The sequence below is a fragment of the Bacillus sp. EB106-08-02-XG196 genome (genome assembly GCF_013396335.1).
In the GTDB taxonomy this organism is placed as follows: domain Bacteria; phylum Bacillota; class Bacilli; order Bacillales; family Cytobacillaceae; genus Neobacillus.
Genome location: NZ_JABWSY010000003.1, coordinates 62,746 through 87,473, shown reverse-complemented (window position 1 = coordinate 87,473; position 24,728 = coordinate 62,746). Strand labels below are relative to the sequence as shown.

The window sequence follows — 24,728 nt, the reverse complement described above, 5'->3', positions numbered from 1 at the left end:
TCATTTATTAGTATATTAATAGGTCACATATTTACAGTTCCGCTAATTGTCCTCCATCCAAAATATATTCTGACCCCGTTGAGTAGCTGGAATCTGAAGAAGCTAAGAACATAACAAGCTTTGTTACTTCTTCCGGTTGTGCTGCCCGTTTCATTGGAATTTCTTTGGAAAGATGTTCGATAATCTCTTCTGCACCTTTCTGCACAGTCATAGGAGTTAAAATTAGACCAGGATGAACCGTATTTACTCTAATACCTTCGCCAGCCATTTCTAGAGCTACGGCTTTTGTCATTCCGCGAAGCGCAAACTTAGAAGCTGAATAAGCGACGGAACCGCGACTAGAGCCTCGGAAACCAGCTAAAGAAGAAATATTGATAATGGATCCGTCTTTTGTTTTAAGCATTGAAGGTAACACACTTTTCATTCCTAGAAATACGGAAACCTGATTTATATCAATGACTTTACGATATTCTTCCTCCGACATATCTAATATTGATTTCATTAAAACAATACCTGCATTGTTAACCAATACATGAATTGGGCCAAATGTATTCTCAATATCATCTACGACCGCTTCCCATTGTGCCTGATTGGTTACATCATGATGATAAAACTTCACTTGTTCACCAAGTTCGGCAGCTAATTTTTCCCCTTCTTCTACTAAAATATCAGAAATAGCAACTCTTGCTCCTTCTTGAACAAATGCTCGAGCGTGAGCTGCCCCCATACCTCTTGCACCACCAGTAATTAACACTACCTTGCCATCAAATTTTCCCATTAAACCCCTCCTATTAACTTAACCTACCTTTTATGATAATTTTTAAACGCCATCAAATATTGTAGTTTAGTACTTTTTTTATTAACATTTTATTAGTATCTATGAATATACCCTTTGAATTTTAATCTTTTAAACAAGGAAAAATAGAGTAAGGAAATTGTTTATATATTGTCCTTAATCGATTTTTAACCCAGCCTAGCTTTAATTCAGGTTTTCATGTATTTCTATATTTTCTTTTTTTGCTCTCGTTTTTACTTCAGCAATTCCCTTTTGAATATCTTCCATTTTCTCTGCATTCAGTTTATAAAACTTCATAGTAGTAATAGATACCAATAAACAAACAGCAGGTAAACCGAATGCTAACAATAATGTTACAACGTATAAAGGTGTTGTTAGCGCTTCGCCAACCTCAGGGAATTTTTCTTTGTAGCCTATGATACCAACTATGATACCAACGATGGTTGGTGCTAACGATGAAACAAGCTGATCAATAAACGAGAAAATTGTGCCCATCATACCTGGTACATACCGTCCAGATTTATTTGTTTCATAATCAGAAACATCCGCAATCATTGGAATAACCAGTGTTGTTGGAATCCTTGAAAAACCGGTTGCTAATGCCATTAAAACTAGGAATAATATAGTTGTTGCTCCTATATTCGATAGTGAAATAGATGATGGATCATCGATTAACAAGAATAGAGCAATTAATCCCAGGAAGGAAAGCACCCCTACCCATGCTGACATAATATAGGACTTTCTTAAACCGGTCTTTCTTGCGATTCCGACTGCTGCAAAGGTAATTACTATTCCAGGTACTAAGGTTATAAGGCCTATTTTACCGCTTAAAGAATAATCCCCTAATAAAATACCGTACAACATAACACCGACGACAGAATAGCTAGCAATAGTTAATCCCAGTTTGTCAAAAGCCGCGGAAATCGAAAGCATTTGCAACGGTCTATTTCCTTTAACTACGCCCCAATATTCACGTAAAGTGGTTTTTGTCCCTTCTTCTCCCAAACCATAATATTCTTTTTTATCTTTTGACCAAATTCCTATGATTGCCAATACCGCTAATATTGCTGAGAGAATAAGTCCATAAAAGCTTAATTCAGTAAATACAGAAAGAGTAAAGCCACCATGTTTTTTAACCAGAAAAGCTGAAACGTAAAGATGACCACCAACAAAAAATACAGCATTAAAGATTCCATCAAAAATCGCATACAAAGGCCTCTGTTTTGGATTATTAGTTAAGACCGTTTGGGCTGCCTTCGTAACACTAGTTTGTAGTGAATAACCAATTTTGTTGATAATTAACATAGCTGTAAAGAACAGAAACTGCATGGATTCTGGCAGATTATGAGTGACACTGTAAATCACAAGAATACTTCCTGCCGAAATAATGTTTCCTATTACAATCAACGGTGAATATTTTCCAAATTTCCCCTCTGTTTTATCAATAATATAGCCAATCGCGGGATCGATTACGCCGTCGAATAACCGTGCTGCCATTAATAGCGAACTTACTACCATAACAGCAAGTCCTGCAATCCCTGTTGCGTAATACGTAACAAAGGTTAAAATAAGCATATGGAGATTCGTAGAACTGTTATTTAAAGAAAATAAGGCAATTTGCCATAGCTTTGCTGTGTTGTATGATTGACCACCGTTTAGTGTAACATTTGACATATTATTAACCCCCTTAAAAATAAAACGTTTCTACTCTTTAAAAAAATATATAATAACCAAGACATTTAATAAATTAGATTAGTAAACTAAGTAACTATAGATTATTTTAGAACCATTCTGCATATCCAAGTTTTCTTAAATAATCTGCTGATGTTTTTAAGCAATCAAACGGATCTCTGCCATAGACATCATCCTGCTCGATTAGGAAGTACTGTGATCCGCTGGCAAGGCCGGCTTCAATAATACCTTTAAGGTTAAGGCTTCCCTCACCAAGCTCGGCGAATTCAATGACACCATGGAATGCTTGATTGAATTTACTTCGGTCGAACCCGCCCTCTAACACTCTGTAATCAAACTGCCCAATACGGTAGTCCTTTAAGTGAATCAATGCTACCCGACCTTCGAATTTTTTGATTACCTCGACTGGGTCTAAACCTCCACGATGAACCCAGTGAACATCTATTTCGAAACCAATTTTCGAGGTATTATTCTTAATAATATCTAATAAGTATTCACCATCATATTTTTGGAATTCGACATGATGATTATGATAATAAAGGTCAATTCCATGCTCTGCTAATTTTTCTGCTACTGATTCAGCTTTTTTGACAAATTCCATAATTTTATCTTTGCGGCCAATAGCCGAAAACGGTACCATACCAATTCGTAAAAAATTGCAGTTTAATGTCTTACAATCGTTTACAATCTTTTCAAAATCAGTGGTTAATGTTTCACCTGGAGCACCCGGATATACTGGATCAACCCCGGCAGTTAGCGCGGCTATTTTTATATCAAAGTCCTTACTTGCCCTTTTAAGCTCAGCAACATTTTCAACCGTCATAGGAATTTGTGAAACCTCTACAGCTCCAAAACCTAGTTCATGTAATTTTCTCATGGTTTCATAAACACCAAGTTCATCTACTTTGCTTTTTAGCATCATCATTTGTACGCCAATTTTGCCCTTTTTCATTTCCTATTCCTCCACCCCTAAGTGCGTTTTGAATGAATTTAATTATTGTTTTACAGGGTATTTATTTTCTTCAGCAATTCTTTTATTTAGTTCGGTTAAGAATAATTCTTCATCAAAAGGTAATTCTACTTCTTTACCTAGCCAGCTTGATAGATGTATCGCATTGGCTAATGCTACACCGTTAATACCATCGCTGCCAGGAGCTAATAAAGGGGTATCTTCTAGAATCGCCGCTGCAAAGTTTTCCATGACGGAAATATGCTGAGCGCCCCATACGCTGTTAAACTCTATTACTTCTTCAGAGTATATTTCACCTGGATTACCGCCCATGACACTTCTCATCACATCCCGTATATCCATGGTTAAACTCATTTCATTCTCTGGTTTTACTAAACGTTTGATACTAACTTTCTTACTGCCGTCAACGACAATTTTCCCTTTGTCTCCCAAAATTTCAAAGCGGTCTGTTCCGATTATGTCATGTGTGCATGTGATAAATACCCCAGTTGCACCGTTGCCATAATCAAGAACTGCGGTTACTTCGTCTTCAACTACAATATCCCTTTGGTAACCAAATTTTACATTCGAATATACTTTTTTCGGCATTCCGCAAATCCACTGTAATAAGTCAATTTGGTGTGGTGCTTGGTTTACAAGCACACCGCCGCCTTCCCCGCCCCAGGTTGCTCTCCATTCACTTTGATCATAGTAACCCTGTGATCTCCACCAAGTTGTAATCATCCAGTTCGTACGACGAATCGTACCAATTTCACCATTGTCAATAATTTCTTTTACTTTTTGATAAAGCGGATTTGTCCGTTGGTTGAACATAATGCCAAACTTTACTTCAGGTTTGGCCGCTGCAAGATCATTTAATTCTTTAACTTGTTTTGTGTAAACGCCAGCAGGCTTTTCCACCAATGCATGAATGTTTCTTTTTATTGCTTCAATGCCCATTTCAGGATGTAGATAATGGGGAACACATGTCACGATTGCATCTACATCACCGCTTTCAAGCATTTCAATATAGTTGTCATAAAAAGGAACGCCAGGATACTTTTCCTCTGCCAGCTGTTTTTTAGCAGGATCGTTATCACAAATAGCTCCCAGCACCATATTCTTAACTTTACCTTCTGTTAAAAACCCAGAATACGCTCCGCCTTGTACACCTAAACCGATAACTCCTAATCTTACATTTGCCATGCTGACTTTCCTCACTTTCAATCGTTTCTAAAAACTCTGCCATCGCTTGATAATGCTTCCACATATATAGGCTTGTACTCGCTTACCGCCACTCCTAATAATTACCTCTCAACTTTTCAAGTGTAAGGTGGAAGCACTTTCAAATATAGAATAAACCAATTCTAAAAACCCTTATTGCATTCTAGTACTTTTTTTTTTAATATAAGAATAAAGTTTTAGAAATTTATTAAAATTCTAATTTAATAGGGAATTATGTCTTTTATTGGGGATGATACATTTGTGCGCTAACACCGAAAATATTAGAAATAAATGTAAACTTATTGTAGATATTTTAAATTTATCGATTTTCTTTATTGACCCAAACGGAAATGTAATATATGAAGATCCAAATCATCAAGTTTTGAATCCTTTATTATCTAACGAAAAAGAGAACTTCTTTAAACATTTGGATTATCAGTTCGGAAAGGATTTCCATTTTCCTGTTATTAGGAAATCATCGTATTTTGATAAATACATCTTAATTAGTGTGGTGAATGATGAAATTTTCGAAGGAACTGCAATAATTGGACCCATTCTTTCTTATCCATTATCTGAAGATAAGATTGATGTCTTAATTAATGATACCCATGCATTTTTTAGACGTGAAAGTGTAATGAAGTATTACAAAACTTTGCCTATTATAGAATCTGAGAAACTAAAAAGTGTAAGTATTTTTGTCCATCACTTATTTAATAACGAACTAATTTCTCCTCAATTTGTTAATGAGAATTCCGTATCTGCAAATACTAGCAAGTTAATGGAAAAAGTGCACTTTGACGTTTTTGAAAATATGAAATCCAAAGTAATTCGTCGTGACAATTTATTTGAAAAGAAAATCTTACAAATCGTAAAAGAAGGAAGGGTAGAGGACTTAAAAAAGGTCGCTTCCCTAAGGAAAGAAGAAGAGGTTGTAAGTATTTTATCAAAATCAAGCTATATTCGCTCACTCAAAAACCATATTATTTCTCTCATAACTTTAGTATCACGGGCAGCTATTGAAGGTGGCCTAAATGAAGAATTAGCTTTTTGTTTACATGATAGTTTTATTCAAAATCTAGAGGATATGCAACGATTAGATGAAGTTAAGGGAGTAGCAAGAGAAGTTCTTACTACATTTACCAAGAATGTAAAACAAATAAATGATGAAAAATATTCCCAAACGATCATCATTTGTAAAGACTATATTTATAAGCATATTTATCAAAAGATAAACCATGATGATATAGCCGAAAAGGTTGACCTGAGCCCAAAGTACTTGTCTATATTATTTAAACGTGAGACTGGCATTTCTGTCAGTGATTATATTCAGCAAACTAGAATTGACGAAGCAAAAAAATTGCTCATTTACAGTAAAACCTCAATATCAGAAATAGCTGCATTATTACAATTTAACGATCAAAGTTATTTTACAAGAGTTTTCAAAAAAACTTGTGGAATCACTCCTATGCAATTCAGAGAAAGACACCATCTAATAGATAAATGAAGATCCAGTGTGAATTGATCTTAACGCAAAATACTACTATGACAAAAAAAAAGCAGGTTAATACCGCATATAATATAAGCGTTACTAACCTGCTACTTTGTAAAAGAGATATAATTTTATTTGTTCTCGTTCGCCAAACTGGTAACTTTGAAGGATTCTACTTTAGGCTGTTTGGCTTTTATTAAAAAAGAAAGTAACAGACCGATTGAAGCGATAATACCTGCAAAAACAAACGATATATTTACACCACGGATTAATCCACTAACACCTGCTGCAGGCACTGAATAATTTGTCATTACAGTGACAAGTACCGCTGTTCCTACTGCTCCCGCTACTTGTCGCATTGTATTATTCATTGCTGTACCATGTGCTATTAATTCGGGTGGCAGTTCATTTAATCCAGCTGTTGTAACCGGCATTAATACCATCGAAACAGCAAACATTCTTATCGCATTAACAACTGCTAAGTAAATGAACGTTGTGTTCTGGGTTAAATTACTTAGCATAAATGTAGTTATGACCAATATGATTAAACCTATAATTGATAGCCATCTTGCACCAAATTTATCAAAAAGTCTGCCTGTAACAGGGCTCATAATCCCCATAACAATTGCACCTGGTAACAGAATTAATCCAGATTCAAATGCCGTAAACTTCAACATATTTTGCATATAAATCGGCAGTATAACGGATCCGCCAATTAGGGACAAAAAAACGATCATTCCAAGAATTGTAGTGACAGTGAACACCCTGTAATTAAATACACTAAAACGTAAGATAGGGTGATCTATTTTTACCTGGCGTATAATGAACAATGCTAGACAAGCAGCGCCAACCAGCATTGATACAATAACTTGTACACTGCTCCATCCACTTCCGCCAGCTGTGCTGAAAGCATACAATATCCCGCCAAAACCAAGTGTAGAATATACAATAGACAAAATATCAATTTTAGAGAACTTTTGTATTGTTACATTTTTCAAAATAAAAAAGGCAACTATTAAATTACTCAAAATAAACGGCAAAAGGATATAAAATAAACTTCTCCAATCAAAATGATCTACGAGCCAACCTGATAAAGTTGGACCTATCGCTGGAGCAAAAGCTATAACCAATCCAAACAGACCCATTGCTGTTCCACGTTTTTCAAGAGGAAAAACTAGAAATACAATTGTTTGCATTAAGGGCATAATAATACCTGCACCTGCTGCTTGAAGAATCCTTCCAAGCATTAAGAAAGCGAAATTAGGTGAAACAGAACCAATCAAAGTCCCTATGGCTAACAGTCCCATCGCCGTTAGAAACAATCCTCTGGTTGTAAATCGTTCAATTAAAAAAGCAGTGATTGGTATCATAATGCCATTTACCAGTAAGAAAATAGACTGTAACCACTGAGCTACACTGGCATTCAGGTTTAAATCTTTCATAATATCAGGTAATGCTGTAGTTAATATGGTTTGATTTAAAACCGCCACAAAAGCACCTGAAATTAAGACCAGCATAAGAGGCTTTTTATTAATTTCGTTCGCAAGGACTTTACCTTGTCTATAATCCATAACACAACCTTCTCTCTACATTTATAGGACTTTTCGTAATAGATGTGTAGATAATACGTAAAGTCCGGGTTTTCACTTCAATACTTTTTATACTTTTCGAATAGAATAGCATTTCATCATGATCAATTATTGTATTTTAGTTTTTATTTTAGTATTTTAGAGAAAAAAGGTATCTGAAATATACTAATTTCAGGCTTACTCCAAAACATAAAAAATGCCCGAGAAATATTTCTTTACTCGGGCATTTCTTAATTTAGAGTCCAGTATGATGCATTTTCAAACTTACTATTTAAAGTTATACACTCTCTTAAACTCTCATATTGACGAAGCCAAAAAGTTAATAACATACAGTAAAACACCAATTTCCGAGATATGTTCATTGCTCAACTTCACCGACCAAAGTTACTTTACAAAAGTGTTTAAATAACATTTAGGAATAACTCCAAAACAATATAGAGAAAAACATCATCTGATAGAAAATTAACCTGACATAAGACATAAATTGTTATGGGGTATCCCCTATATTCAAAAATTTTTGGGCTGTCTTATTTTGGTTCAGCCCTGACTGGTCAATTATAGATGTATCATTCCACTTTCTAGTGCGACCGCAACGGCTTCTGTTCTAGTGTTGACACCTAGTTTATTGTAAATATTAGTTAAATGTGCCTTAACCGTCCGTTCGGCAATTCCCATATCAAAGGCTATGTCTTTATTTCGATAACCTTTGGCTGTTGCTTGTAAAATAAACAGTTCCTTTTCAGTTAGTTTAGTTGCTTCAAAGGGAGTTAAAACCTTAGATTTCTTCTCTTTAGCACCAAGTAGTTTGGCCATGATTTCTGGTTGTAGTAATGTTGCTCCCCTGATTGCAGATTCAATCGTCCGAAATAGATCTTCCCGGCCCGTATCCTTCAATAAGTACCCTTTTGCCCCTAGCTCCAACCCCTTAATCATTAATTCATCTTCATTATAGGTTGTTAAAATAATAATGGGTATCGAGATTTCTCGGTCATTTAACGCTTTTATTGTATCCAATCCGTTCAAAGTGGGCATATTTAAATCCAGTAATATCACATCCGGTTTTTGAGTTTCAAGGAACTTTAGTGCTACTTCCCCATTTTCAGCCTCACCTATTATTTCAAATCTTTCATTTGTTTCCAAGATTAATTTTAGTCCTTCACGAACAACCAAATGGTCATCAACGATTAACACTTTATTCTTTTGCACTTTATGGGCTCCTTCCTTTTAAATAGGGACTGTGATAGAAATTTTTGTTCCCTTGCCAGGATTACTATTCATTTCTATCCTTCCTCCTACTAACCGAACTCGTTCTTTTAAACCGAGTAAGCCATATTTTCCCGAATGTTTGCCAATGGAATTGATTTTAAATCCAATTCCATTATCGATTAATTCTATTACTAAATATTTGTTTACCTTTTTTATGGTTATGTTCACCATCTTTGCTTGTGAATGCTTTGCGACGTTTGCTAGACACTCACTAATGATATATAAACTATGCTCCATTGTTAAAGCAGATAATTGTTTAATAGGTTCGATATGATCGTTTACCTCGATCAGAGCAGTTTCTTTAAAATCTGTTATCATTTTTAATACTTCACGATAAAAATCAGTATCTTCAATAGAATCTGATCTTAAATCATCAATGGCTGTCCTAGCATTTTTCAATGTTTCTCTAGCCCGTATCATAGATTGTTGTATGATTTCATGAGACCGGTTCGTATTTCCACGCTGCAGATGTGCATCAACTGCCTCTAACTGCATAATTAAACCTGCCAGGCCTTGTGCTAAAGTATCATGTAAATCTCTTGCCATCCTTTGTCTTTCGTTTGAAAGTGTCAGATCTTCAACTTTTCGATGGGCTGTTTCCAGTTCTTGCAGATAATATTTCATCCTTAGCCTAGCGTTAACCTGTCTATTGTAAATGACAGTATAGAAATTAACGATCGTAACATTAAAGAAGAAAAGTAGGATGAATACTGGCAATTCTTTTAACCCATAATTTAGCCAGATCGCTACACAATATAAGGCATAAGCTCCAATAAATACAATGATTACTTTTAAACTGTTTTCAAAAATAGCAATACTTTGAGATACCAAAAGTGGAAGCAGACCTGCCATAATAATAGGAGACCCATGTGGAACAAGAAAAGATGATATAAATAATAGGCTGCCTTGTGCGAGCAAGTAAACCCACTTTCTTCTATCTGTCAATAAACGAGAGTACCAGTAGAATAATATATAAATTAAGATAGCAATGGTAAAAACGATACTCTGGATAAAAAGTGGTTTTTCTATATACTGAAGTACCACTGTCCCTATATAAATTAAAAATATCCAAACAACAACCGCAATTTTAGATACTAATAATCCATCAGAAATATTGTAAATAGAGTCCATATTCTTATTCCATTTATTCATTGAATCACCGCCTTTCTTCATTATAATTTACTTTTAGACATATAACATGCCCTATGGGGCATGCCCTTTAGTACCATAATCTTAATCTAATGACCCAATAATTGAAACTATTAACCCGACATTTAATAGGAAAAAGCCGACTTTATAAATGTTCAAGTCAGCTTTCACACATTAATAAGAACTCTTCTTTTTTAAAATTAACGGTACATAAATGGTTAAATTAACAGTATTAAAAAACTTTGTAAAAAAATCCATTCTACGTAAATAAAAAAACCAAAACCCTGAATTGTTACTTCATAGTTTCGGTTTTTTTATTTATTGGTTTAATTACACCCAATGAACAATTTCGTTTAAATTTTTCCTTGTTTTAGGTCTTTTAGGTTCCTCTTTACGATAACCAAAGGCTACCATTACTGATGGTTCAAAATGCCCTTTATCCAATAAACTCTCACGTTCAAGAAAGGCACGAACTTCATCAAAGTTGAAACCTTCTATTGGTGTAGAGTCAATACCAATTTGTGCAGCTGCTGTCATCATATTTGCTAATGCAATATAGGTTTGTTTTGATGACCAATCAAATAATGCACGGTCATTTTCAGATAGTTTCCAATTGGTTTCTTGGAACTGTTTTAGCCCTTGAACTAACATTTCTACAAACTGATCAGGCATTTTTTGAACAGTTTTCATATGATGGATGATGTATTCCGAATCATATCGAATATCAACTCTAGTAAGAATAATGATAAAATGACTTGCTCCTCTAAGTTTATCTTTTGCTCCTGGAGCTATTTTCATTAATCTTTCTCTAAACTCAGGGCTTTGCACAATCAAAAATTTCCAAGGTTCAAAACCAAATGAACTCGGAGACAGCCTTCCAGTCTCCAAAATGAAATTAAAATCCTCCTTAGAAATCTTCTTACTTTCATCATATTCCTTTGTTGCATGTCTGAAATTGAATGCATCCAAAATTTCTTGTTTTTTCTTCATTATATTAGACATAATAAATAGTAATCTCCCCCAGGGCAAATCGAAGTTCAAATCGTATATATGCTAATAGGCAGTCCAGCCCCCATCAGCTGCAATGACAGTACCGTTAACAAAGCTTGAATCCTCCGTGGCAAGGAATAATGCTACCTTTGCAATTTCCTCTGGCTTCCCTAAACGCGGATTAATCCCCAATCCTGGACGTACTCTTCCCATGCCAAATTCATTGATTCTAGTCATGCTAGATACAATATTTGTCTCTACGCTTCCTGGAGCGATGGCATTACAGCGGACTCCTTTTTGCGCGTACATGAAACCCGTGTTTTTGGTGAAACCAACAACTGCATGTTTTGAAGCTGTATAAGCTGCCCCTGCCCTGGCACCTTGCATTCCACCATTCGAAGCCACGTTTATAATAACCCCCTGTTGTTTTTCCAAGAAGATAGGTAGAGCTTTCCTTGTTGCACGCATCACGCTTGTAGTATTCACAGCAAATATTTTTCCCCAAAGTTCATCTACAATGTCGCCGGCAGGTTCAAAATTATCCATGATCCCTGCATTATTAACTAAGATATCTAAGGTCCCGTATGTGTCAACCGTTCTGTCAATCAGATTTTGAATATCTTCCTCTTTAGCTACGTTGGCCAGAATGGCAATAGCTTCTCCACCAGCTGACTTTATTTCTTCTACTGTTTCATATGCTGAGGCTTCATTAATATCTGAAACCACAACTTTAGCACCTTCCTGAGCATAAACAATGGCAATTGCTTTCCCCATTCCAGAACCTGCACCCGTTACAACAGCAATCTTATTTTTAAGTTTCATAAAAGCAATCCTCCCATATAAATATTGATAAGTTTTCACTAATTTATTAGTTCAAATGATTTTTTCCTCATTTGATGTTTCTATGATACTGGTAAAATGTTTGAGAATTGCTTAATAAATGTTTAAGAAATGTTAATTGTTTAAAATTATTTCACCAATAAGATTTCGGCTTAAAATGACACAGGAAGAGTGGCCAAGCCTTGAGCGGCTAGCTTAAATTGCCAGGTGACATCCTCCCGAGGAATACTAAGGCGAAGATTTGGCATGCGCTTTAGAAGTGTGGTAAACGCAATATCCGCTTCCACGCGGGCGAGTGGTGCACCCAAACACATATGAATGCCCTGACCAAAGGCTAGATGACGTTTAATTTTGCGCGTAACATCTAGCTCTTCTGAATTTGTAAATTGATGTTCATCTCGATTGGCTGACTTTAATAACGGAAGAAGTATATCCCCTTTTTTGATCTGTTGCCCGCCAAGTTCGATATCCTCTATAGCATAACGCGGTCCAGCGATTGTGGAAGGACCATTAAAACGCAACAATTCTTCTACAGCAGACGGGATTAAGCTGTGATCAGCCTTAAGCTTCTCCAATTGTTCCGGGTGATCCAACAACATTAGGGTTCCAGTGGAAATCAAGGTTGAGGTTGTCTCATGTCCGGCAAAGATTAATAGCTGAACCAATGAAATCAATTCGGTTTCATTAAGTCGATCTCCTTCCTCTTCAATAGAGATTAATTGACTGATTAAATCTTCAGAAGGGTTTTCACGCTTGTCTGCTATAAGTTGTTTAATATAGTCGCCGAAGGCTTGAAGACTATCCGTAACCTCTTGGTCAAGTCTTCCCAAACCAAGACCGTTAGCAATTCCTTCTGACCATTTATGGATTTTTGAATGGTCCGCTTTAGGCACTCCAATCATGTCCGAAATAACATTGACTGGCAAAGGATTGGCGAAATCCTTGACTAGGTCCATATCTCCTTTGTCTTGTACCCGATCTAGTAATTCATCCGCTATTTTTTGTACACGGGGGCGCAATCCTTCCATATATTTTGGCGTAAAGGCTTTGGAAACTAACGTTCGTAACCTCCGATGATCGGGCTCATCAATTGCGTTTAAGGAATTAGCGAGAAACAAATTGGAGTGAGATTGTTCTTTGCTGCCTGTTAGAGAATGTTTAGTGTCATTACTTCTATCGATGGTCTTAGGGTCTACACAAAAGTGGGCGTTATCTTTAAGTACCTTCATCGCCTCTTCCATATGTGTGACGATCCAAGCTTGATTATCAGATCCGCCTAACGGAAATGGGATGGGAATAACTGACCCCATTTCCCTCATTTGAGCGAATAGTGGAAATGGGTTTTCTCCACTTTTGCCACTCAGAACTCCTAATATTGCATGTTGAGGTACATTTTGTTCTACATGTTTCATGAATAAACCTTCCTTTCTCAAATTTGCCTAGATAGAGGATTTGCATGTTTTTGGAAAAAATATAACTGTTTCTTATAATCTATCAATAATAAACCCCTTACATAACGTCCAAAAGGGCAACATATATCTGCCCTTTTTTAAGGACTTTTGAACTGAACTAATAGAGTTTTCTACAGGTAAAAGAAACTATTTCTCGATTAATGGGAACTCCAGCCACCATCAACCACTAACTCTTCTCCTGTAACAAACTTTGATTCATCAGAAGCTAAGTATAAGTATGCATAGGCTATATCATTCTCCTCCCCTGCGTGTGGTGGTAGGGGAATAATGTCGGTAAATGCTTGACCAAGTTGCTCTTGGGACGTAACACCATATTTCCTTGCGGCACCTGTTAAGATTGCACCTGGATAGACGGAATTTACACGAATATGATCTTTAGCAAAGTTTATGGCTGCATGTTTTGTAAGGGAGCGAACGCCTCCCTTAGCAGCGCTGTATGCAGCGGCACCACTGTCGGCACCTCCAACTAAAGCTGCTAATGAAACACAGTTAACAATCGAACCTTTACCATTCAATTGCATATAAGGGATAACGGTTCTCATCCCTAACCATACGGAAGTTAGATTCAATGCAATTGCCTTATTCCATCCTTCTAAATCTTCTTCTAATAAGCCCTTATGAACGGATACACCAGCATTGTTTATTAAAATATCAATCTTGCCAAATTCCTTTTTTGCCCGTTCACTGACACTACTCCATTGTTCCTCAGAAGAAACATCCAATTCGAGAGCGAGAATGTCTCCCTCAAAATTAGAAACTGCTTCTGCTAGTTGTGTAATGGCAATATCAGTTGCAACAACCTTTGCTCCCTCACTGGCAAATAATTTTGCAGCAGCTAATCCCATACCACTTGCCGAACCTGTAATAATGGCAACTTTGTTATCTAAGCGTCCCATGATTCAATTCCTCCAATTCTAGTAAGCGCAATATTGAAAGCACTTTATTTACCACTTTTATTTTATTAAACTTGAGAATAAAAAAAATCGTACATTCGGGCATGTAAAGATGTACGATTGGGCAGATTTTACAACTTAATCTTTCAATCCTTGCAAAAAAAAACCACTAAATTCCGCTCTCCCTATTGGATTAACGGAATCTAGAAAGTTTTAGTTTGACCTAATATGGTTATTATCTACTACACTTATCGTGGTAAAGCTACACTTGCCATTCTCAATGCTATTTCATCTGAAGATCCTTTTAACCCTTCAGCAAGCCAACGGCTAATACAACCAACTGTACCATATGCAGCAAATATACCGTGTGATTCATCTTTATAAATCAACCTTAGTCGGGAAAATAATCTATCAGTAAGGCTATTTACAAAGTTTATATCTTTAAATCGATTACAGTAAAACTGGTTATTTGTTTTTATGTGTTCACAGATTTCGACAGCATTTTGACACGGCTTTCCTTTGGTATATGCAATGTTCATATTTAATAACATTTCATCATCTTCAAATTTCCCATATAATTCTAGAAGTTCTTCGATAATTTGTTCTGTCATTTGATTTAGCAAGTCATATTTATCTTGAAAATGTAAGTAAAAGGTTGAACGACTAATACCGGCTTTCCGAACAATCGAATGAACGGTAATCTTCTCAAAAGAGGAAACTCCTAGTAACTCAGTAAAAGCCTCCTTGATTACCCAACGAGTGTAAACTTCATCCCCTATAGGATCATTCATCAACTATCTCCCCCTTTCGAAAAATAGACATTTTCAATCAAATTGTCGTTTGAAAACACAGTTGGGTCAAGTATATGCTTTAGTTATAGTTATTTTCAATATTATCAAAATTTACAGAAAAATAAAGCGCAGTGGTTGAAATCAAATTGGGTTTTAGTAATTTTATATAAAATTTTCTTAACGTATGTATTACTAGGAGGGGTCTGATGAATTGGCATGAAGAATACGATGTTGTAGTTGTTGGTAGTGGCGCCGGGGGGCTCGTAGCAGCAATCACAGCGGCTTATCAAGGCTTAAATACCGTTATTGTTGAAAAAGGGAGCGAATGGGGTGGATCTTCAGCACTATCTGGAGGAGGATTATGGATTCCAAATAATCATGTTTCTAAGAAAGCAGGTTTACAAGATAGTGAGGAAGAAGCGCTCACTTATATGCAAGAAGTAATTGAGGATACAGGACCAGCCTCAACATACGAACGAAAAGTAGCTTATGTTAAAAATGGACATCGAATGGTGAAATTTTTAGAGGATTTAGGGATGAAATGGGTTCCAGGCAGTTTATACCCTGACTATTATCCAGAAAAACCAGGAGGTAAAATTGGTCGTTCTATTGAAGGTGAAATTTTTGATGCCAGATTATTAGGTGACTATGAAAAAACGTTAAGGAAGGGAGAAATTGAAGCTCCATTACCCTTATACTCTGGCAAGGTAGCCTCCCTACCGAAAGCTTTTACAAATGCGAAAGATTTTAATACCGTAGTCGGAATGTTTATCAATGGCTTTAAACATAAAGTGAAAGGCCATCATGCTATATCAATTGGTTCCGGCCTAGTAGGCCGCTTATTAAAAATTGCACTTAATCATAACGTAGCTATTAAACTCTCAACACCATTAACTGATTTAGTTATTGAAAATAATAAAATCATTGGTGTAGAAGTAGAAAATGAAGGCAAACCATTTTTCTTGAAAAGTAAAGCTGTTGTCTTAGCTGGCGGCGGGTTCGAACGAAATCCATATCTACGTAAAAAATATCATAATGTTGGAACCGATTGGACTGCTGCAAGTCCAGATAATACCGGAGATATGTTATTAATTGCTCAAAAACATAATATTGATACAGCTTTATTAGATGATGCTTGGTGGGGACCAACAACTTTGGACGCAAGCGGTTCACGAAAATTTTTAGTTTATGAACGTTCTATGCCACACTGTATCATTGTGGATCAAACTGGCGAACGCTATTTTAATGAATCTCAGTCCTATACAGATGCAGGCCATGCTATACTTGAACGTCAAGAGAAGAATGGTAAAGCAATTCATTCCTGGCTAATAATGGAAAGTCGAAATCGTAATAAATATTTGTTCGGTGATATGCTGCCGAGAAGAACACCTAAAGAGGCTATTCAAAGCGGTTTCTTAATTAAAGCTGAATCTATTAGAGAACTTGCAGAAAAATGTCAAATTGATTATGAAGGATTAAAAGCCACCATCACACGCTTTAATAAATTCGTTGAGAAAGGCAAAGACGAAGATTTTGGACGTGGTAACTCAGCTTATGATAATTATTATGGGGACCCTACTTACAAAAACCCAAATTTAGGAGCAATCGAGAAAGCGCCATTTTATGCTTGTAAAATCTTCCCCGGAGATTTAGGAACGAAAGGCGGAATTGTAGCAAATGAGTATGGCCAAGCGCTGCGCAATAATATTCCGATAGAAGGATTATATGCTACAGGCAATTGCTCAGCTTCAGTAATGGGTCGCGTTTACCCTGGTCCAGGTTCTACATTAGGACCAACAACAGTATTTGGCTATATATCTGCTAATCATATAAAGGAGAATATGCTTAGACTAGTAGATTCATCAGTAAGAATAGTATAGCTGACCTTTTTGTTTCATATAGAAAAACAAACCACTTGGAAATTTTTTTATCTGGGTGGTTTAGAATCAATGTTGGGGACCCATACGAGTTAATCAGCGTGCTATCGGCTTTAGTTTTAGTTATTAAATAGATTCAGTGATTAATCGCTTATTTATTTCTTCAGATAATAATAAAATAAAGTCTTTGCTCACATTTAAGTTAATCGCTTCTTTATATACTTCAAGCAATTGTTCTGTGCTAAGCTTATGCATAATTGTTTCACTCCACTTACCTTGAATACTTATGAAATAATGAATAAAAATTATTAATATATTAATTTACATGCTTATACATATTTTAATTATAGGGACTCCGATTACATCAGTTCGATAACATCCTTAACCCGATAGGCAATATTTTCTAATGCTGCACGGACAATTTCCCTGTATTTCAACTCATTCCCATGATAGCTTGTACGAGTGAACGGTTTCCAGTAGGAGCGCAAAATCCCACAAAAGCGAGAATTGGATAAACACCCTCAATGAGTAACAAAAAGAAACAAAGGTTTACTAGAAATGGCGTATAAAGAAGACTTAATTACAGCAGACAACATTGATGATGTTACTGATATGAGCGTTTTGATTTGGACTGCCATGCTTACCAGATTACTAAATAAAAGAAAAAGTTATTCTCCCGAAGAAGCCACAAATATTACCATGGATTATATTAAAAAGATAACAACCCTAGAAAACAACTAAAGGGAAATTCAATTTTAGTATTTCCCTCTTCTGTCGGATATGTATCCAGCAAGAAGACTAAAACAACCGGTACTTGTATTTCATATGCCCTGAACGTTTGAGTATTAGAAATTGCCGAAAATTTGCCGAAAAACTCAATAAAACCATATTAATTTAATTGTATTAAATTTATTTTAATTTACAAAAAAGCTTGATAAATAAGCATTTTGAACAGATTAATGACCATATCCTAACCATTTTCATACTTTTCCTAAACTGTAGGTCGGAGGTTCAAATTCTCTTCAGGACGTACAAAAGTCTTGATATTGTTTGAAGAAATATTAAATAAAATGCCCGTAGAAAATGTTCTTTTCTCCAGGCTGTTTTTATCCCTTAAGAATCTACTATAATCAAACAAATACTAACATGGTAGTAATGAAGAAATACTTCATTAATCAAAGCCCCCTTATATTTACTCCTTTTAGATGATGTTACTTCAACTCCCTCAACCTCCGATTTCTGCGTAATTTGGGCTTTTCTTCTGATTGTCTGCATAGAATGTAGACAAGCGTATGTGATCTCTCAATGAAAATAGTGAACCTTGGAGGGAATAACCGAATGCATTTTATTGAAGATGTAAAAGACGTGAAATTTAGTTTTTTGGAAAAACCGCCAGCGTCGTCTATGACCCATGCCTTTGTTTATGCTAATAATCAAAACGAATACTATGCAGTTAAAAATGGAGAGCGTTTGTCACGTAGTGAATTGCGGATTGGCAAATATAAAAAGGTTTATACAGTCAATATGCAGCAGCAAACCATTACCTTTAAGGAGGAAGTCCCATCGTCTACAAGAGGACGACAGTTTTCTGTCAATTTATTTATCGATATTGCCGTTGAACACCCCGAACGGTTAGTTCAACAAAATGCAGGAGAAATTGGCACCATTATTAACAATAATCTGCCCTTCTGGGTGGAGTCGGAAGCAAGATTTTATCCTATTGAAGAGGATCTGAGTTTTGCACGGCATATTGAAGAGTTTTTTCAAACCTCGCCATTAGTCAAGGTGTTAAGAGAGGCTGGTATTGTGGTTCGAAATGTTCGTGTCTTGATCCGGCAAGGTATTCGGGACCAGTGCCATGATGAGGCGATCGCTAATTTAGACCGGAACGCAGAACTATCTGCCTATCAAGAGGCTCTGGACTTGGAGGAAGCCCGCCGGATTTCTGCCTCGATTAAAGAAGCCCTTCAAGCAGGTGATTTTATCACTGCAGGGAAGCTTGGAGAAAAGAATGAAATGGCAAAGCGGTTAGTGGAATCAGAGTTTAGCCAAAATCAAGCCTTCAAATTTGAGGTAAACAAACAACTTTTTAACTTGATCAACGATCACTCTATTGACCAGTTTGAGGCAGAACAAAGATTGGCCAAGCTTAAAAAGCTATTTCCCTACCTCCCCGTCAATCTGGAAAACATCAATAGAAAAAAACAGATATCTGGTCCAAGAAGAGAACTTTCATCCTATTTAAATAAAGGAGAATAGCGGTTGTGGAAACCATTTTAAACCAGTTGTTTTGGATCTGGTCACTTATTTCTGTCCTGCCGGAATGGATGCGTATTTTTTTGGCTCTCTTTTTGCTACTACAGCTCGCAAGGCTGATTTTGTTGTACATTGTTCCTCCCTTCTTAAACTTATTGTGCCGTTTGTTGAAAAAAATGCTTCATCTCATTTCTTACCCAATCATGGCACTTCTTTGCACAATGCAAAGGAGTCGGAGAGATACAGGAAAATCTGGCATTCCTGTTTGGATTGATATCATTGAAGGAATGTTTGCCTTGTTCGAACGTTTTTTCAACAAAATGATTCAGCTTTTCATGAAACGGAAAAGGAATAAAACTGGGATTAAAAGATGGACTTTCTATTCTGCCACAGCTTTAGTGATTTTGCTAACTGCTGCAATCATAAACAATCCACATGAGTGGTATACACAAACATGGAAGAAAGCTGAGGCATGGTTAAACCTAGAACATGTGCACATACAGGCATCCGGGGCTTCCCCTGATCAAAAAGAATTAATTTTAAATAAGAATTATGAAGAAGGCGGAAATATTCGTGAAACTCCTGCACTAACCGCTCCTCGTCTATACACGATTGCAAATGGAGAAATCATGCACTTTTTGAATGAAGAACAAGTAGATTCCAAGGGAATTAAGTGGCTAAAAGTTCAAACCGCAAACGGGATCGAAGGCTGGATTTCAGCCTTGATTGTCAGGGAAAAGTAATAAATTGAGAGGGATATTGCCGTCTTAGTGTCGCAATGAATTGAACATTTCCCATAATTTTATAATCCTTTTTCCAGTTCATAGAACAACCATTTAAGGAGAGTTGTCGAATAGACCCCTCTCCTTATTTAAATCTCTTCCTAATTGTGTTAATTCATATAGCGATATTCTCTTAGACTATTCAAAATAGAGATTTCCTGTAACAATTTCTCTCCAACATTTGTTTCTCTAACCTTTTTTCTCTTTAATTCTTCATCCACTACTCTTTTAATTGATAAAACATCTGTCCCGTTAAGGAGAACATCTTCTTTTGAATTAAAATGCTTATGGGCGACCAGTTGCATCCCGTAAGAATTATATAGTAACGTATATCCTGCTATGCCTGTTGTTGATTGATAGGCTTTGGAGAAACCTCCATCAATCACGATCATCTTACTATTTGCTTTAATAGGATTTTCTCCCTCAATTTCTTTAACTGGTGTATGACCATTTATGATATGACCTTGGTCAGGATTCAGATCAAATTCTGTGAGGATATTGCGACAAATTTCTACATTTTCGCGTAAATGGTAGTATGGGTTCTTCCTCTCTTTATGGGTTGCCTTGTCCTTTATAAAGTACCTCTCAAACGTTGTCATTGCTCTTTTACCAAAGAGTGATGAATATTCTCCTGTCCATAAATACCAGACCATATCTGTCGCAAGGTCATCTGTGACTTCAGGGTGTGCAAAAGCATGACGTAAATACCGTTCAAAAACATCAAGTAATTCACGACCTGAAAAGGTATTATTTTCAATAACCATTTTTTCCATATTCCCTTTTTCATCTAAAGGAATACAACCATGTATTAATAGGTTCCCGTTATATTTTAAATAAAGACTCCCTTTCTTCACAAGGAAATTCATATGTCTGGCCAGCTTTTCTGAATGTTGGACTGAAAATAATAATTTTTCCATAACCTGCTTTTCTTCTTCTAATAATTGATCAGGCTGCTCTGGATTTACCGTTGCAAAGCAAGTATTTTCTAGAGGGTAGGTTTTCCCATAAATCGTTATTTCGTTCTTGTCATAATCAATTTTCTCCAGCAAAAGCCTTTCTGACATATTAAAATACGGGCGTCTCTTTATAATAGGCATTTCGAGTTTGAACTGAATTATCGCAATGGCTTGATGAATTTTCGTTATTTGTAATGTTTCATGATCGGACTGCTTCTTATCTGAATGTACCTTAGGTCTGAAAGCCGGATTGTCCTGATAGTATTTTTCTGCAAGATTCAGCAGTGGTCTAAGATTGATTCCATATACATCTTCAATTATATCCAGATTGTCATATCTTGCGCAAATACGAATGATATTAGCTAGACACACCATTGAACCAGCAAAAGCACCTATCCATAGTACATCATGGTTTCCCCACTGAATATCAACGGAATGATAATTGATCAGAGTATCCATAATTTTATCCGGTTCCGGCCCACGATCATATATATCCCCCACTACATGAAGATGATCGACAACCAATCTTTGAGTGGTATACGCAAGCCCTGTAATAAGTTTATCAGCCTGACCTAAGGAGATAATCTGCTCGACAATTTCTTTATAATATTGCTCCTTATTTTCAGATTGATTGGTTTTGTATAGCAGCTCTTCTATAATAAACACAAACTGACTCGGCAATGCTTTTCGTAATTTCGAACGTGTATATTTGAAGGAAGCATGAGAAATAAGCCTTATCATCCGCTCAATGATTACTATATACCATTGGTTTAATTCATGTTCATTGACAAAATGATTTTTAATTAATTTTAATTTTTCTTCAGGATAATATACTAATGTTGCAAATTCATTTATTTCATTATCAAATAAAACATCTTGAAACAAGTCTCTGATTCTCTTTTTCACATTCCCTGATCCATTTCTTAACACATGTTGAAACGCTTGATACTCCCCATGTAAATCACTGACAAAATGTTCTGTCCCCTTTGGTAGATTAAGAATGGCTTCTAGATTAATAATTTCAGTTACCACTTTTTCTTCACAATCATATTTCTGAAGAAGTAAATCTAGATATTTTGAGTTCAAAATCATGTATCCCCTTTCAAAATTCACTATTATCATTTATTTAATAGATTGAGATTAATTATTTATATTATCAGATCAAATAATAGTTATTTTACTATTTAGAATTCTCCTGTCAACCAATCTTAATGAAAGATTAAATTCTACATTTGGTGTATTGATGACCCATTAACGCTTCATCTACATCTGGAATAAAGGCATAGTTATTCTACGGAATGTAGTTCAAACCACCACGACCTAATAAAAGGGCTCCCCTCATTCTTGGAGAGCCCTTTTTACTATGAAAAACTTATCCAATTGGACAGGTTGGTATGATAATGCTCTAAGTATTGTTCCGTTACAATACGTTTTTCGCAGTTCCCGGGAACGATTCTATCATTTTTGTTCCCTAGAACCCTCTTTTTCGTTGTTTAAGAGAATGATTCTCCATCTATCGATCCTTTGATACTCCGTTTTTACGGTTCAAATGAACAATTAATAACTATGATTCTGTGGTGTTATTTGAATGTAGCTATTCGATTCGCTTTGCAATTATTGAAACTTCAAATTACGAAGCTTCTTCAAACTGACTGTTGTAAAGCTCCGCATAAAAGCCATTTTTCGAAAGTAATTCTTTATGATTTCCACTTTCAATAATGTCATAAAGCATAAATGCAACGATAACACCAAATAGGAGAAAAAGTGGCTATTGTCGGTCCTACAGGTGCTGGAAAAACCACAAAAGGCTTCCCAAAGCTAGTTTTGCTCTAGGTAATTTTATCTCAAGAAATTTAAAATCATGACTTAATTTTTCTTCTCTAAAATAAAAAAACTTTTATTTATCATCGTAAATGACCGTATTCAACTAAGGTTTTGTAGTAGTTGTTCTACTTGTTTTTTTAATGGAGGAATTTTATTTTGAACAACATCCCAGACTATTCTTTCATTAATGGAGAAATAACCATGTATCATCATATCCCTCATACCAGCCATCTTTCTCCATTCTATTTCTGGATTTACATTTCTTATTACATCAGGAATATTTTTTGTAGCTTCTCCAATAACTAAAATATTCTTTATGACTGCATCAGAAACTAAATCATTATCTACGAATTCATCAAAAGATAACCCCTTTATGTATTTTTCGACTTTAATTGCAGCGGCTAAAATATCTTCTAAAAACACTTTAGGCTCCCTCTGCATACTTCACACTCCTTAAAATACTAGGTTTCAACGCTGGCTTTATATCATCGATTATTACCAAATCTACTGGTTTTCTAAATCGGTCTTCAAGATTGAATTTTAATTCAATATAGTTATCAAAAGACAATTTAGAAGGGTCAAATTCCACTAACACATCAATATCGCTGCTATCTTTTTGTTCTTCCCGACTATAAGACCCAAATAAACCAATTCGTTTTACACCGTATTTTACTTTCCATGAATTTATATTTTTGGATAATTCTTCTAGGATTTCTTGTTGTGATAACATCAATATCACCGCCATTTTTTCTATACTTCAATTTTATTAATTGTACCCTTCTTTTATATATTCTCCAAAGAATGGAAAAAAGCCTTGTTTCCAAAAAGGTTTCTTTACTTTTCCAAGGCTTTTTATTTTTGTTAGTAATATTCAAGCAAAATAAATTGAAGACTCTAATGGTGGATTTGGTTTACTTTTCACACCACCAGAACCTGGCACGCAGGTCTCATGCCAGTTAAGAGACTGTGCTTGTAACTTCCCCCCTAAATCTAGGATTATGTAATATTGATAGGATACAAATCCATAAACGACTGGGGTTTCTTTTCTCGGTATTCCTTTGGTGTACATAATTTTATCTTTACAAAGTTACGATTGAATGAACGTATACTTTCATAACCACAAAGAAAAGAAATTTCGGTCATATTTTTTTCTGTATAGATTAATAGGTAACAAGCATAGTTTACTCGGGTTTCATTTAAAAAATCCACAAAAGACATATGAATATGGGTATTAAAATACTTCGATAAATAATTATAACTGTAACCTAAAGTACTAGCGATACTTTTTAAAGAGATTGATTCTGTAAAATGGTCCTGAATATAGGTTAGCAACTTATGTAGCAACTCTGGATCTTGTTTTTCACCTTTAATTAGGCTAGTTTGTCCCATTAGCTCTGATAATATTAAATAGAGACAGGCTTTTTGTTCAAGCAGATTTAGGCTTTCTTTGAAAAGTGTCCTAGAAATTAGTGTATTTGCTTCTAAAGATAGGTTGAAAACTGGATTTTCAAGTGAACTATTTTCTATCATTTTTTGAAATGTCGGAACATAGTCTGGCGAAAAAATACAAATTTTAGCTCGAGAATGTAATTCTGTAATAAACGAGTGAATTTCATACGGCAATATGAGTAAGAATTGTCCAGTTTTTAAATGGTAACTTCTCTGACTAATAATGACTTCCATTTCCCCATCAACGAGGAATAATAATTCAAAACCACGATGGAGATGGCTTGGAAAGTTTAGATTCAATGTATGATAGTTTGATATTAAATCAAAATGATGTGCTTCATATATCAACATACTAAGAACAACCCCAGTAAAGAGTAAATTTTGTCTAGGATTATATAAGTTTTTACTTGTTGTGTCAAACCTGTAAATGATAGATTTATCCAT

23 protein-coding genes are annotated in these 24,728 nt (G+C 35.6%); 5 read left to right on the top strand and 18 right to left on the bottom strand.

Annotated features, from left to right (window positions below):
* Nucleotides 1–31: 31 nt before the first annotated feature.
* The 4 genes from MLOOGBEN_RS06260 to MLOOGBEN_RS06245 all read right to left on the bottom strand — a co-directional run bounded on the left by MLOOGBEN_RS06260 (nucleotide 32) and on the right by MLOOGBEN_RS06245 (nucleotide 4,643).
* Nucleotides 32–778: an SDR family NAD(P)-dependent oxidoreductase gene (locus tag MLOOGBEN_RS06260; protein WP_179157402.1), complete on the bottom strand. Its 747-nt coding sequence runs from the start codon at nucleotides 776–778 to the stop codon at nucleotides 32–34.
* Between the two features lie 201 nt (nucleotides 779–979).
* Nucleotides 980–2,470, bottom strand: coding sequence for an MFS transporter (locus tag MLOOGBEN_RS06255; RefSeq protein WP_179157401.1), 1,491 nt, complete (start codon nucleotides 2,468–2,470; stop codon nucleotides 980–982).
* A gap of 106 nt (nucleotides 2,471–2,576) precedes the next feature.
* Complete coding sequence (locus MLOOGBEN_RS06250) at nucleotides 2,577–3,440, bottom strand: sugar phosphate isomerase/epimerase family protein (protein ID WP_179157400.1); 864 nt, start codon at nucleotides 3,438–3,440, stop codon at nucleotides 2,577–2,579.
* Between the two features lie 42 nt (nucleotides 3,441–3,482).
* Nucleotides 3,483–4,643, bottom strand: coding sequence for a Gfo/Idh/MocA family protein (locus MLOOGBEN_RS06245; protein ID WP_179157399.1), 1,161 nt, complete (start codon nucleotides 4,641–4,643; stop codon nucleotides 3,483–3,485).
* Between the two features lie 277 nt (nucleotides 4,644–4,920).
* Here MLOOGBEN_RS06245 and MLOOGBEN_RS06240 point away from each other — a divergent pair, with 277 nt between their 5' ends.
* A complete protein-coding gene (locus MLOOGBEN_RS06240; RefSeq protein ID WP_179157398.1) occupies nucleotides 4,921–6,165 on the top strand; it encodes a helix-turn-helix transcriptional regulator in 1,245 nt (414 codons plus the stop codon).
* A gap of 116 nt (nucleotides 6,166–6,281) precedes the next feature.
* On the opposite strand, the gene MLOOGBEN_RS06235 is transcribed toward MLOOGBEN_RS06240, so the two are convergent.
* The 8 genes from MLOOGBEN_RS06235 to MLOOGBEN_RS06200 all read right to left on the bottom strand — a co-directional run bounded on the left by MLOOGBEN_RS06235 (nucleotide 6,282) and on the right by MLOOGBEN_RS06200 (nucleotide 15,140).
* Nucleotides 6,282–7,721: a DHA2 family efflux MFS transporter permease subunit gene (locus MLOOGBEN_RS06235; protein ID WP_179157397.1), complete on the bottom strand. Its 1,440-nt coding sequence runs from the start codon at nucleotides 7,719–7,721 to the stop codon at nucleotides 6,282–6,284.
* 573 nt (nucleotides 7,722–8,294) lie between these two features.
* Nucleotides 8,295–8,945: a response regulator gene (locus MLOOGBEN_RS06230; protein WP_179157396.1), complete on the bottom strand. Its 651-nt coding sequence runs from the start codon at nucleotides 8,943–8,945 to the stop codon at nucleotides 8,295–8,297.
* A gap of 18 nt (nucleotides 8,946–8,963) precedes the next feature.
* Complete coding sequence (locus MLOOGBEN_RS06225; protein WP_179157395.1) at nucleotides 8,964–10,157, bottom strand: sensor histidine kinase; 1,194 nt, start codon at nucleotides 10,155–10,157, stop codon at nucleotides 8,964–8,966.
* Between the two features lie 327 nt (nucleotides 10,158–10,484).
* On the bottom strand, nucleotides 10,485–11,147 hold the full coding sequence (locus MLOOGBEN_RS06220; RefSeq protein ID WP_368737764.1) for an NAD(P)H-dependent oxidoreductase: 663 nt from the start codon (nucleotides 11,145–11,147) through the stop codon (nucleotides 10,485–10,487).
* 60 nt (nucleotides 11,148–11,207) lie between these two features.
* Entirely contained in the window at nucleotides 11,208–11,966 is a 759-nt protein-coding gene (locus tag MLOOGBEN_RS06215; RefSeq protein WP_179157393.1) for an SDR family oxidoreductase, read from the bottom strand.
* A gap of 170 nt (nucleotides 11,967–12,136) precedes the next feature.
* Nucleotides 12,137–13,396: a cytochrome P450 family protein gene (locus MLOOGBEN_RS06210; RefSeq protein WP_179157392.1), complete on the bottom strand. Its 1,260-nt coding sequence runs from the start codon at nucleotides 13,394–13,396 to the stop codon at nucleotides 12,137–12,139.
* A 197-nt stretch (nucleotides 13,397–13,593) separates the two neighbouring features.
* Nucleotides 13,594–14,352 (bottom strand): SDR family NAD(P)-dependent oxidoreductase, encoded by a 759-nt coding sequence (locus MLOOGBEN_RS06205; RefSeq protein ID WP_179157391.1) that lies wholly within the window; start codon nucleotides 14,350–14,352, stop codon nucleotides 13,594–13,596.
* A 245-nt stretch (nucleotides 14,353–14,597) separates the two neighbouring features.
* On the bottom strand, nucleotides 14,598–15,140 hold the full coding sequence (locus MLOOGBEN_RS06200) for a TetR family transcriptional regulator (protein ID WP_179157390.1): 543 nt from the start codon (nucleotides 15,138–15,140) through the stop codon (nucleotides 14,598–14,600).
* Nucleotides 15,141–15,346: 206 nt separating this feature from the next.
* Here MLOOGBEN_RS06200 and MLOOGBEN_RS06195 point away from each other — a divergent pair, with 206 nt between their 5' ends.
* Nucleotides 15,347–17,020 carry an FAD-dependent oxidoreductase gene (locus MLOOGBEN_RS06195; RefSeq protein ID WP_179157389.1) on the top strand — a complete coding sequence of 558 codons (1,674 nt, stop codon included), beginning with the start codon at nucleotides 15,347–15,349 and terminating at the stop codon, nucleotides 17,018–17,020.
* A 123-nt stretch (nucleotides 17,021–17,143) separates the two neighbouring features.
* On the opposite strand, the gene sda is transcribed toward MLOOGBEN_RS06195, so the two are convergent.
* Both sda and MLOOGBEN_RS29100 read right to left on the bottom strand, forming a co-directional pair.
* Nucleotides 17,144–17,272 carry a sporulation histidine kinase inhibitor Sda gene (sda, locus tag MLOOGBEN_RS06190; RefSeq protein WP_179157388.1) on the bottom strand — a complete coding sequence of 43 codons (129 nt, stop codon included), beginning with the start codon at nucleotides 17,270–17,272 and terminating at the stop codon, nucleotides 17,144–17,146.
* 104 nt (nucleotides 17,273–17,376) lie between these two features.
* On the bottom strand, nucleotides 17,377–17,505 hold the full coding sequence (locus MLOOGBEN_RS29100; RefSeq protein WP_256988918.1) for a hypothetical protein: 129 nt from the start codon (nucleotides 17,503–17,505) through the stop codon (nucleotides 17,377–17,379).
* Between the two features lie 70 nt (nucleotides 17,506–17,575).
* On the opposite strand from MLOOGBEN_RS29100, the gene MLOOGBEN_RS06185 reads away from it, so the two are divergent.
* The 3 genes from MLOOGBEN_RS06185 (at nucleotide 17,576) to MLOOGBEN_RS29585 (ending at nucleotide 20,016) form a co-directional block, all read left to right on the top strand.
* Nucleotides 17,576–17,758, top strand: coding sequence for a hypothetical protein (locus MLOOGBEN_RS06185; RefSeq protein ID WP_179157387.1), 183 nt, complete (start codon nucleotides 17,576–17,578; stop codon nucleotides 17,756–17,758).
* Nucleotides 17,759–18,322: 564 nt separating this feature from the next.
* On the top strand, nucleotides 18,323–19,276 hold the full coding sequence (locus MLOOGBEN_RS06180) for a hypothetical protein (protein WP_218781072.1): 954 nt from the start codon (nucleotides 18,323–18,325) through the stop codon (nucleotides 19,274–19,276).
* A gap of 5 nt (nucleotides 19,277–19,281) precedes the next feature.
* Entirely contained in the window at nucleotides 19,282–20,016 is a 735-nt protein-coding gene (locus MLOOGBEN_RS29585; RefSeq protein WP_179157385.1) for an SH3 domain-containing protein, read from the top strand.
* 149 nt (nucleotides 20,017–20,165) lie between these two features.
* Here MLOOGBEN_RS29585 and fbp read toward each other — a convergent pair whose 3' ends face one another.
* From fbp to MLOOGBEN_RS06155, 4 genes are all read right to left on the bottom strand, one after another.
* A complete protein-coding gene (gene fbp, locus MLOOGBEN_RS06170; protein WP_179157384.1) occupies nucleotides 20,166–22,097 on the bottom strand; it encodes a fructose-1,6-bisphosphatase in 1,932 nt (643 codons plus the stop codon).
* A gap of 837 nt (nucleotides 22,098–22,934) precedes the next feature.
* Nucleotides 22,935–23,276, bottom strand: a complete 342-nt coding sequence (locus MLOOGBEN_RS06165) for a HepT-like ribonuclease domain-containing protein (RefSeq protein WP_179157383.1) — start codon at nucleotides 23,274–23,276, stop codon at nucleotides 22,935–22,937.
* The gene (locus MLOOGBEN_RS06160; RefSeq protein WP_218781071.1) at nucleotides 23,260–23,580 is read right to left on the bottom strand and encodes a nucleotidyltransferase family protein; all 321 of its coding nucleotides are present in this window, start codon (nucleotides 23,578–23,580) and stop codon (nucleotides 23,260–23,262) included. Before MLOOGBEN_RS06160 ends, MLOOGBEN_RS06165 begins: the two co-directional genes overlap by 17 nt.
* A 251-nt stretch (nucleotides 23,581–23,831) precedes the next feature.
* Nucleotides 23,832–24,728, bottom strand: coding sequence for a helix-turn-helix domain-containing protein (locus tag MLOOGBEN_RS06155; protein ID WP_218781070.1), 897 nt, complete (start codon nucleotides 24,726–24,728; stop codon nucleotides 23,832–23,834).

Coding starts and splice junctions, on each gene's coding strand:
- MLOOGBEN_RS06260 (WP_179157402.1), bottom strand. CDS start 778: ATGGGAAAATTTGATGGCAAGGTAGTGTTAATTACTGGTGGTGCAAGA.
- MLOOGBEN_RS06255 (WP_179157401.1), bottom strand. CDS start 2,470: ATGTCAAATGTTACACTAAACGGTGGTCAATCATACAACACAGCAAAG.
- MLOOGBEN_RS06250 (WP_179157400.1), bottom strand. CDS start 3,440: ATGAAAAAGGGCAAAATTGGCGTACAAATGATGATGCTAAAAAGCAAA.
- MLOOGBEN_RS06245 (WP_179157399.1), bottom strand. CDS start 4,643: ATGGCAAATGTAAGATTAGGAGTTATCGGTTTAGGTGTACAAGGCGGA.
- MLOOGBEN_RS06235 (WP_179157397.1), bottom strand. CDS start 7,721: ATGGATTATAGACAAGGTAAAGTCCTTGCGAACGAAATTAATAAAAAG.
- MLOOGBEN_RS06225 (WP_179157395.1), bottom strand. CDS start 10,157: ATGAATAAATGGAATAAGAATATGGACTCTATTTACAATATTTCTGAT.
- MLOOGBEN_RS06215 (WP_179157393.1), bottom strand. CDS start 11,966: ATGAAACTTAAAAATAAGATTGCTGTTGTAACGGGTGCAGGTTCTGGA.
- MLOOGBEN_RS06210 (WP_179157392.1), bottom strand. CDS start 13,396: ATGAAACATGTAGAACAAAATGTACCTCAACATGCAATATTAGGAGTT.
- MLOOGBEN_RS06205 (WP_179157391.1), bottom strand. CDS start 14,352: ATGGGACGCTTAGATAACAAAGTTGCCATTATTACAGGTTCGGCAAGT.
- MLOOGBEN_RS06200 (WP_179157390.1), bottom strand. CDS start 15,140: ATGAATGATCCTATAGGGGATGAAGTTTACACTCGTTGGGTAATCAAG.
- MLOOGBEN_RS06195 (WP_179157389.1), top strand. CDS start 15,347: ATGAATTGGCATGAAGAATACGATGTTGTAGTTGTTGGTAGTGGCGCC.
- sda (WP_179157388.1), bottom strand. CDS start 17,272: ATGCATAAGCTTAGCACAGAACAATTGCTTGAAGTATATAAAGAAGCG.
- MLOOGBEN_RS06185 (WP_179157387.1), top strand. CDS start 17,576: ATGGCGTATAAAGAAGACTTAATTACAGCAGACAACATTGATGATGTT.
- MLOOGBEN_RS06180 (WP_218781072.1), top strand. CDS start 18,323: ATGAAAATAGTGAACCTTGGAGGGAATAACCGAATGCATTTTATTGAA.
- MLOOGBEN_RS06165 (WP_179157383.1), bottom strand. CDS start 23,276: ATGCAGAGGGAGCCTAAAGTGTTTTTAGAAGATATTTTAGCCGCTGCA.
- MLOOGBEN_RS06160 (WP_218781071.1), bottom strand. CDS start 23,580: ATGGCGGTGATATTGATGTTATCACAACAAGAAATCCTAGAAGAATTA.
- MLOOGBEN_RS06155 (WP_218781070.1), bottom strand. CDS start 24,728: ATGGATAAATCTATCATTTACAGGTTTGACACAACAAGTAAAAACTTA.